This window comes from Amycolatopsis sp. A133 (assembly GCF_031082405.1).
Lineage (GTDB): Bacteria > Actinomycetota > Actinomycetes > Mycobacteriales > Pseudonocardiaceae > Amycolatopsis.
Map to the genome: position 1 here is coordinate 56,950 of NZ_JAVHJU010000024.1, position 8,205 is coordinate 65,154.

General features: G+C 71.3%; 8 protein-coding genes and 1 other RNA gene. 7 read left to right on the forward strand and 2 right to left on the reverse strand.

From position 1 onward, the window contains the following. The first annotated feature begins 112 nt into the window (after positions 1-112). Positions 113-1,330 carry an MFS transporter gene (locus Q5425_RS18615; protein WP_308673521.1) on the forward strand — a complete coding sequence of 406 codons (1,218 nt, stop codon included), beginning with the start codon at positions 113-115 and terminating at the stop codon, positions 1,328-1,330. Between the two features lie 139 nt (positions 1,331-1,469). Beyond that, the gene (locus Q5425_RS18620; RefSeq protein WP_396135192.1) at positions 1,470-2,708 is read left to right on the forward strand and encodes a diguanylate cyclase; all 1,239 of its coding nucleotides are present in this window, start codon (positions 1,470-1,472) and stop codon (positions 2,706-2,708) included. 4 nt (positions 2,709-2,712) lie between these two features. Here Q5425_RS18620 and Q5425_RS18625 read toward each other — a convergent pair whose 3' ends face one another. Beyond that, on the reverse strand, positions 2,713-2,922 hold the full coding sequence (locus Q5425_RS18625; protein ID WP_308673523.1) for a hypothetical protein: 210 nt from the start codon (positions 2,920-2,922) through the stop codon (positions 2,713-2,715). Between the two features lie 476 nt (positions 2,923-3,398). Further along, positions 3,399-3,766: a transfer-messenger RNA gene (gene ssrA, locus Q5425_RS18630) on the reverse strand. A 153-nt stretch (positions 3,767-3,919) separates the two neighbouring features. Between ssrA and Q5425_RS18635 the strand changes: the two genes are divergently transcribed. The 5 genes from Q5425_RS18635 to Q5425_RS18655 all read left to right on the forward strand — a co-directional run bounded on the left by Q5425_RS18635 (position 3,920) and on the right by Q5425_RS18655 (position 8,144). After that, positions 3,920-4,594, forward strand: coding sequence for a sensor domain-containing protein (locus tag Q5425_RS18635; RefSeq protein ID WP_308673524.1), 675 nt, complete (start codon positions 3,920-3,922; stop codon positions 4,592-4,594). Beyond that, positions 4,591-5,721: a sensor histidine kinase gene (locus Q5425_RS18640; RefSeq protein ID WP_308673525.1), complete on the forward strand. Its 1,131-nt coding sequence runs from the start codon at positions 4,591-4,593 to the stop codon at positions 5,719-5,721. Before Q5425_RS18635 ends, Q5425_RS18640 begins: the two co-directional genes overlap by 4 nt. A gap of 39 nt (positions 5,722-5,760) precedes the next feature. Then, positions 5,761-6,402, forward strand: a complete 642-nt coding sequence (locus tag Q5425_RS18645; RefSeq protein ID WP_308673526.1) for a response regulator transcription factor — start codon at positions 5,761-5,763, stop codon at positions 6,400-6,402. 115 nt (positions 6,403-6,517) lie between these two features. Beyond that, entirely contained in the window at positions 6,518-6,742 is a 225-nt protein-coding gene (locus Q5425_RS18650; RefSeq protein ID WP_308673527.1) for a hypothetical protein, read from the forward strand. Between the two features lie 97 nt (positions 6,743-6,839). Further along, positions 6,840-8,144 carry an acyltransferase gene (locus Q5425_RS18655; RefSeq protein ID WP_308673528.1) on the forward strand — a complete coding sequence of 435 codons (1,305 nt, stop codon included), beginning with the start codon at positions 6,840-6,842 and terminating at the stop codon, positions 8,142-8,144. Positions 8,145-8,205: the final 61 nt, after the last annotated feature.

An 8,205-nucleotide genomic window follows, 5' to 3' on the forward strand; every position in this document is an offset into this window, starting at 1 on the left:
GGCCGTCCGGGCGCCGGGGCTGGTGCGAACGGGGCAACTGTCACCGAACGGCTCGATTCCGCTCCACTCGGTTATTACCGTTGCTGAACAGCGGTATCGAGGGGCGCCAGCGATGGACGACGCACGCGTGACGAGGGTGGGTTTCGGCGCGGTGCTCGCCGTCGCCGAGTTCCGGGCGATGTGGGCCGCGGAGCTGCTGTCCATCTGCGGCGACCAGCTCGCCAGGGTCGCGCTCGCCGTGCTCGTCTTCCAGCGCACGTCCTCGGCCGCGTTGACCGGCCTGACCTACGCCTTGACGTACGTGCCTTCCCTGCTCGGCGGCATCCTGCTGGCCGGTGCAGGCGATCGGTGGCCGCGCCGGGACGTGATGGTCGCGGCCGACCTGGCCCGGGCCGCGCTGGTCGCGGTCATCGCGATCCCCGGCGTCCCGCTGTGGGTGCTGTGCGTGCTGGTCGCGGTGATGACGGCGCTCGGCGGGCCGTTCAAGGCGGCGCAGCAGGCGCTGCTGCCGACGGTCCTGGAAGGCGAGCAGTACCTCGTCGGGATGGCCCTGCGGAACGTGACGATCCAGGCCGCGCAGCTGGCCGGGTTCGCCGGGGGCGGCGCGCTGATCGCCGCGCTCGCGCCGTCGGCGGCTCTGGCCCTGGACGCGGCGACGTTCCTGCTCTCGGCGTTGTTCCTGGTCACCGGCGTCCGGCGGCGCGCGGCGATCGCGCAGGCGGTCCGGCCCGCCTGGCTGTCGACGACCGGCGCGGGCATCCGGCTGATCTGGCGCGACCCGGCGCTGCGGACGCTGGTCGCCCTCAACTGGTTGGCCGGGTTCTACGTGGTGCCGGAGGCGCTGGCCGCGCCGTACGCGGCCGGGATCGGCGCGGGCGCGACGCTGGTGGGGCTGCTCATGGCGGCCGACCCGGCGGGCAGCGTGCTCGGCGGGTTCGTGTTCGGCAAGGCGGTCCCGGAACGCGTCCAGCTGCGGGTGCTCGGGCTGCTCGGGATCGCGGCGGGACTGCCGCTGGTGCTGTTCCTGTTCCGGCCGGGGCTGGTGGTGTCGGTGGTGCTGCTGGCGGCGTCCGGGCTGCTGGCCACCGGCTACAACATCCAGGGCACGGTGTCGTTCATGCGGCGGGTGCCGGACGAGCACCGCGCGCAGTGCGCCGGGGTGAACTCGGCGGGCCTGATCACCGTGCAGGGGGTCGGCGCGGCCGCGGCGGGTGTGCTGGCCGACGTACTGAGCCCGGCGCACACCATCGCGGCGGCCGGGGCGGCGGGTGCCGTGGTGGCCGTGCCGATCGCGAGGGCGTGGCGCCGGGTCGGGCTGGAGGATCGATGACCTCAGTTGTCGCGTCCACACATGGTGCGCCTCCCTTCACCACGCCGGGCCGGACCGGCTCCGTCACCGGCCGGACACCATGAGTATGCGGACCGGGAGCGGGATCCCGCGCACTGTGCCGCGTTTTCGTGACGTCCTCGTGGCACCGCGGCGCTGGGCGCTGTGGCGGCAGGGGCCGCGGGTGATCGTCTACTGCCTGCTGAGCGAGGTGGTGGCGGTGGTGCTGACGCTGCGCCCGTCCCCGATCGCCGTGGACCGCCGCACGGTCGGGATCCTCGTGGTGCTGCTGGTCCTCGGGGTGGCGCAGTCGGAAACGGGACGGCGCGTGGAGCGGATCCGCCGTCGCGTGTCGGGTACGCCGCACATCAACATGACGTCGGTCTGGACGTTCGCCGGGGTCCTGCTGCTGCCCCCGCTGCTGCTGGCGGTGCTGGTCGGCGGCCTGTACGCGCACTTGGCGGTCCGCAGCTGGTACCGCTTGCAGCGGGTGCCGGCGTCCCGCACGGTCAGCAACGCGGCGATCATCGTGCTCTCGTGTTTCGCGGCCCAGTCGGTGCTGCGGGTTTCGGGCGTCTCCGACGTCCGTTCGGCGATGACCCACGGCTGGGGCGGGACGTGCGCGATCGCGGCGGCGGGAGTGACGTTCTTCGCGGTGAACGCCCTGCTGGTGCTGCCGGCGCGCCGGGAAATCGGCCGGACGCCGGAGGCCTTGTTCGGTACGTGGTCGGACAACGGCCTGGAGGTGGCGACGCTCTGCCTGGGGGCGTTGAACGCGCTGGCCCTGGCGATTTTGCCGGGTCTGGTGGTGCTGGTGTTCCCGCCGTTGCTGCTGTTGCACCGGACGGTGCTGGTGAAGCAGCTGGAGGTGGCGGCTCACCGCGACGAGAAGACGGGGCTGTACAACACGAGCGGCTGGCACGTGCTGGCGGAGCGGACGCTGGCGGCCGCGGCGCGTCAGCGGGGCACGTTCGGGTTGCTGATGCTGGACCTGGACCACTTCAAGCAGGTGAACGACACGTACGGGCACCTGGCGGGCGACGCCGTGCTGAGGGCGGTGGCCCAGTCGATCATCTCGGCGGTCCGCGGCCGGGGCGACGCGGTGGGCCGCTTCGGCGGCGAAGAGTTCGTCGTCCTGCTGCCGGGTATCACGCAGCCGGACATCGGCGCCGTGGCGGAGCGCATCCGCCGGGCGATCAGCTCGTTGCAGGTCCCGGCGGGCCAGTTGTCGATCACCGGCCTGTCGGTCTCGATCGGTATCGCCGTGTACCCGGCAGCGGGCACGTCGTTACAGCGCCTGCTGGACGCGGCGGACACGGCGCTCTACCACGCGAAAGCGACAGGCCGGAACAAAGTGGTCCACGTAGCGGACCTGGTGTGAGGGGTCAGGCGGTCCGCTGCCGCCGCCCGGCGTCGAGGCCGAGCATCGCGAGCAGTTCGGTGCAGTCGCGGACGTCCGAGGAGTGCCCGGCAACGGTGAGGACGGCGCGATCGTTCTGTTCGCCCAGCCGCACCGCCTCTTCAGCCCGGATAACGCCCATCCGGCTGTCTTCATCGTTGGCAAGCGAGCTGCCACTACGTCGGGCCCAGGTCATCTGGCCACCTACTTCCGACCCCACGGGTGCGGAGCCATGGTCGGACCCCAATCATGACATTGACACGAATTTCACCCACAAGTGGCCCCCACCACAACAAGATCAAAAACCTCCAACCCCAGGCCAGAGCCCTAACCCGGACTAAGAGGTGACCCACACAGAGCAACGGAGAGCTCGGGCCGGCAGGTGACCTACACAGGACGAACCCAAGCTGGGAGGTGACCCACACAGGAGGCGAACCCGGGCTGGGAGGTGGGCCACACGGGAGGCGAGCTTGGGCTGGGAGGCGACCCACACAGGGCGAACCCGGACTGGGAGGTGACCCACACGGGAGGCGACCTCGGGCTGGGAGGCGACCCACACAGGGGGGGTCCAGGGGGGCGAAGCCCCCTTGGCGGGGGCTTGGGGGTCCGACCCCCAAAAAGCACCCGAGAACGAAGAGAAGGCCCAGCCCCGAAGGGGCGTGGGCCTTCTCGAAGTGGAGGTGCCGGGAATTGAACCCGGGTCCTCTGGCGTCTCGACAGGGCTTCTCCGTGCGCAGTCCGCTACGTCTCTACTTGGCTCCCTCAATCACGCGAACAAGCTGAGGTGACGAGCCCAGCCACTGTTTGCTTCGCGGCTGTTCCCCGTGGCCGGGACAGCCGCTGAGCCTCCTAGCTGATGCCGGTACCCGGGTCGGAGGCGAACCCGGGCCGACAGAGTCGCACTCGCTCAGGCGGCGAGGGCGAACTCGCGCTGACTGGAGTCGGCGCTTATTGGTTTGCGATGACGCTTACGGTGGTCTCTCGCCTGCACCGGCACGCTTCCCCTGAATCAACGTCCAAAGTCGAAACCGTTCACCCCCTTGTCGGGATCACAACCTGTTCATCATAACGCCCTCCGCCACTCCTTTGCTCCGGGTGGGGTGGGGTCAGCCCTACCGCCGGGATGCCCGCTCGCACCATGTCGGCCGCGGCTTGCAGGCGCGATGCTGGTGTCCGATGAAGGGAGCGCGGTCATGGTGAGCGAGAGGCGGGATCCGCCGTTCGGTGGTTCGGTGGTGTTCTTGCTGATGAACCTGCCGCTGGGGGTGCTGGCGTTCGGGTTCTTGACGGCGTTCGTCTCGGCCGGGGTGGGGACCGCGGTGGTGTGGGTGGGGGTGGGTTTGCTCGCGCTGGTGGTGCTGGCCGTGCGGGGGGCGGCGCGGGTGGAGCGGGCGCGGGTCTACGCGCTGCTGGACCGGTACATCGATCTTCCGTACCTGCCGCTGCCGGCGGGCAAGCAGGTAACGCGGTGGAAGGCGCGGCTGAAGGACCCGTCGACCTGGCGGGACCTGGCCTACTTCGCGCTCCTGTTCCCGGTGGGGCTGGTCGAGTTCGTGCTGGTGACGACGTTCTGGGCGACGAGCCTGGCGCTCGTGGGGCTGCCGGTCTACTTCCGGTGGCTGCCGGGCGGCGAGTACCACTTCCCGGCTTGGGAGGTGCCGTGGCTGACCGTGGACTCGACGGTGGAAGCGCTACCGTGGGCGGCGCTGGGGGTGTTGTTCGTCGCGTTGTCGGTGGCGCTGACCAAGGCACTGGCGGGCACGCACGCCCGGCTGGCCGGCGCGCTGCTGGGGCCGACGGTGGCGCAGCGCCGCCGGATGGAGCGCTGGTGGGAAGACGCGGAAGAAAAGAACCTGGTGGCGGGATGAGCGACGCGCAACAGCTGGAACACCCGCGGCCGCACCCGGCTCGCACGATCGTGTACATGATCGTCAGCTTCGTTATCCGGCTCCTGCAGTTCGTGCTGATCGTGGTCGGCATCGCGGTGGGGGTGTCCACGGCGGTGATCTGGGTCGGGTTCCCGATCCTGCTGGCGACGACGAGCTTCGTCCGCTGGTCGGGCGACGTCGAGCGCAGCTGGGCGGGCAGGATGCTGAGCGTGCCGCTGCCGCCGGTGCAGCGCCGCCCGCTCGAGGGGCTGACGCTGCTGCGGCGGTGGGTCACCCGGCTGAGCGACCCGACGACGTGGCGGGACCTGGCCTACCTGATGGCGGCGTTCCCGCTGGCGTGCGCGGAGCTCGTGATCGCGCTGGCGTCGATCGTGCTGCTGCCCATGGCGATCTGGGTGACGCCGTGGCTGGGCTACCTGCACGGCGAACTGGCGCTGGCGCTGCTCGGTCAGGACCGCACGAAGCGGCTGGAGCAGAAGGCCGAGCGGCTGCAGGCGTCCCGGGCCCGCGGGGTCGACGCGGCCGAAGCCGAACGCCGTCGCATCGAGCGTGACCTGCACGACGGCGCGCAGCAGCGGCTGGTGGCCGTCGCGATGAGCCTCGGGCGCGCGAAGTCGAAGTTCGACCAGGATCCGCAGGCGGTGCGCGAGCTGATCGACGAGGCGCATTCGGACGCGAAGCTGGCGGTGTCGGAGCTGCGGGACCTGGCGCGCGGCATCTACCCGGCCGTGCTCGGCGACCGGGGGCTGGACGCGGCGCTGTCGGCGCAGGCGGCGAAGTCGCCGATTCCGGTGGACGTCTCGGTGGACGTCGACCCGCGGCCGCCGGCGGCGGTGGAGACGACGGCGTACTTCATCGTCGGCGAGACGCTGACGAACATCGCGAAGCACTCCGGAGCGACCGAAGCGGGCGTGAAGGTGTGGCGGACCGACGACCACGTGGTCGTCGAGATCATCGACAACGGTCACGGCGGCGCGGAAGTGCGCCCGGGCGGTGGGCTGGCCGGCCTGGCCGACCGGGCCGCGACGATCGACGGCGTGATCACCGTGGTCAGCCCCGTGGGCGGGCCGACCGTGATCCGGGCGGACCTCCCCTGCCAGTGGTGAATAGGCTGGACCCCGTTCATCCACGAGCTTGGGGGCCGGATGCGGGTAGTCATCGCCGAAGACGCCGTGCTGCTGCGGGCCGGGATGACCCGCCTGCTGGCCGACGAGGGCATCGAGACGGCCGCGGCCGTCGACAACGGCGACGACCTCCTCGGCGCGGTCCAGGAACATCGCCCTGACCTGGCGATCGTCGACGTCCGCATGCCGCCGACGTTCACCGACGAGGGCCTGCGCGCGGCGCTGGCGGCGCGCAAGGAGGTCCCGGGGTTGCCGGTGCTGGTGCTGTCGCAGTACGTCGAGGAGTCCTACGCGGTGGAGCTGCTCTCGGGCGGCGCCGGCGGAGTCGGCTACCTGCTGAAGGAGCGCGTGGCCGACGTCGCGGACTTCCTGGACGCGGTCCGCCGGGTAGCGGCGGGCGGCACGGCGATCGACCCGGACGTGATCGCCCAGCTGATGGCCCGCGGCCGCCGCAACCCCTTGGACGCGCTGACGGCCCGAGAGTCCGAAGTCCTGGGGTTGATGGCCCAGGGCCTGTCGAACACGGCGATCGCGAACTCGCTGGTGGTTTCGCACGGCGCGGTGGAGAAGCACATCGGCAACATCTTCTCGAAGCTCGGCCTCGAGGCGAGCGCGGAGGAACACCGCCGCGTCCGCGCGGTGCTGACCTATCTGGGCCGCTGAGCAACGGACAGTGACCAGAAGTCCCGTAGGGTGGACAACGGGTCACCCGTTCCGCGGGCGGCACCCCCGTGATCGCTCACCTACCATGAGCGGACCCGCCGAGAGGAGCGCGCAGATGTCCGACGAGACCCGCTGCGTCCGCTTCTTCGGCGGCCCGCTCGACGGCCGCGTCCAGGAGCTCGGGGATGCCGAGCCCGTGCCCGGCACCGTCATCCGGCACATCCACCTGCACGGTGGCCCGAAGATCGAGACCCGCTACGAACTCGGCCTCACCGAGCACGGCTGGGAGTACCGCCTCGCCGCCACGCAGCACGAACCCGAACCGGACGGCCTGCGGTAGTAGGGAGAACCCCCGTATCCACCGGGGGTGAACAGCACCTCGAACAGGCCGGTCAGCACCGCTGTCATCCCAGGTCGAAACGGCCAGGCTGAGCTCCATGCAGACAGCGGGCCGGGACAGGTTCCTCGACGTCGTCCGGGCGGGGGCCATCCTCGCCATCATCGCCCAGCACTGGATCATGCCGGTGCTGTCCTACTCCGACGGGCACCTCGCGACCGGCAACGCCCTCGCGACGCCCGGCTGGTGGGTCGTGACCTGGGCGTCGCAAGTGATGCCCTTGGTCTTCTTCGCCGGCGGCGCGGCCAACCTGATCTCCTTCCGCCGCGCCGGGTCGACGCAGCAGTGGCTCGCCGGGCGCATCAAGCGCCTGATGGTGCCGGTGCTGCCGCTGCTGGCGGTCTGGCTGGTCGCGCCCGACTTCCTGCGCGGCCTGGGTGTCCCGCCGCAGCCGTTGCAGGTCGGCAGCGCCGTCGCCGCGCAGCTGCTGTGGTTCCTCGCGGTGTACGTCCTGGTCGTGCTCCTGACGCCCCTGATGGTCGCCGCGCACCGCCGCTGGGGCCTGAAGGTGCCGCTGGTCATGGGCGCCGCGGGCCTCCTCGTCGACGTCGCCCGCTTCAACGACTTCGGCCACATCGGGTACGCCAACGCGATCTTCGTCTGGGTCGCGGTGCACCAGCTCGGCTTCCACTACGTCGAAGGCCGCCTCGGTGCGCTGACGCGCCGCGGGGCGCTGGCGCTGTCGGCGGGCGGCTTCGGCGTCACCGCGCTGATGGTCGCGTTCGGGCCGTACCCGGCCAGCATGATCGGCATGCCGGGCGCGCCGGTGTCGAACATGAGCCCGCCGACCGTGCTGCTCGCCTTCCTCGCCGTCGGTCAGGTCGGCCTGCTGCTCGCCTTCCGCCCGCAGCTCAACGCGCTCGCGGCCCGTCCCGGCGTCGGCGCCGCCCTCGGCTGGCTCGGTGCCCGGTTCATGAGCGTCTACCTCTGGCACATGCCGGCGCTGATCGTCGTGGCGGGGGTGACCGTCTACGGCCTCGGCTACGAGACGCCGGCCCCGGGCACGGTGTTCTGGCTGGTCATGGCGCCCGCGTGGTTCGCGGCGTGCGGGATGGTGCTGCTCGGCCTGCTGCGGCTGTTCGCCCACTTCGAGATGCAGCGCGACACCGCGGTGGTGACGGCGAAGGTGCCGCAGCTGGTCGCCGCCGGGCTGCTGGTCTCGGGTGGCCTGCTCGGCTTGGCGGCGCACGGGTTCGCGCCGCTGTCGGACGGCATCGCGGGCGGCCCGGTGCCGTGGGTGGTCCTGGCGACGGCCGGGTTCCTCCTGGCCGGCAAGCAGATCCCGGTGGTCGGCCTGCTGGGCCGCGCGGTCGACGTGAGCGAACGAGCCGCACTCAAGCGCTGACCGGGTCGTGAGTGGTAAGGCGGGTTAGAACCCGCCTTACCACTCACGAGGCGGGGGGCAG

Excerpts from the sequence above, each read along its gene's own strand:
- Q5425_RS18615 (WP_308673521.1), top strand. The coding sequence starts at position 113 with ATGGACGACGCACGCGTGACGAGGGTGGGTTTCGGCGCGGTGCTCGCC.
- Q5425_RS18625 (WP_308673523.1), bottom strand. The coding sequence starts at position 2,922 with ATGACCTGGGCCCGACGTAGTGGCAGCTCGCTTGCCAACGATGAAGAC.
- Q5425_RS18635 (WP_308673524.1), top strand. The coding sequence starts at position 3,920 with ATGGTGAGCGAGAGGCGGGATCCGCCGTTCGGTGGTTCGGTGGTGTTC.
- Q5425_RS18640 (WP_308673525.1), top strand. The coding sequence starts at position 4,591 with ATGAGCGACGCGCAACAGCTGGAACACCCGCGGCCGCACCCGGCTCGC.
- Q5425_RS18645 (WP_308673526.1), top strand. The coding sequence starts at position 5,761 with ATGCGGGTAGTCATCGCCGAAGACGCCGTGCTGCTGCGGGCCGGGATG.
- Q5425_RS18650 (WP_308673527.1), top strand. The coding sequence starts at position 6,518 with ATGTCCGACGAGACCCGCTGCGTCCGCTTCTTCGGCGGCCCGCTCGAC.
- Q5425_RS18655 (WP_308673528.1), top strand. The coding sequence starts at position 6,840 with ATGCAGACAGCGGGCCGGGACAGGTTCCTCGACGTCGTCCGGGCGGGG.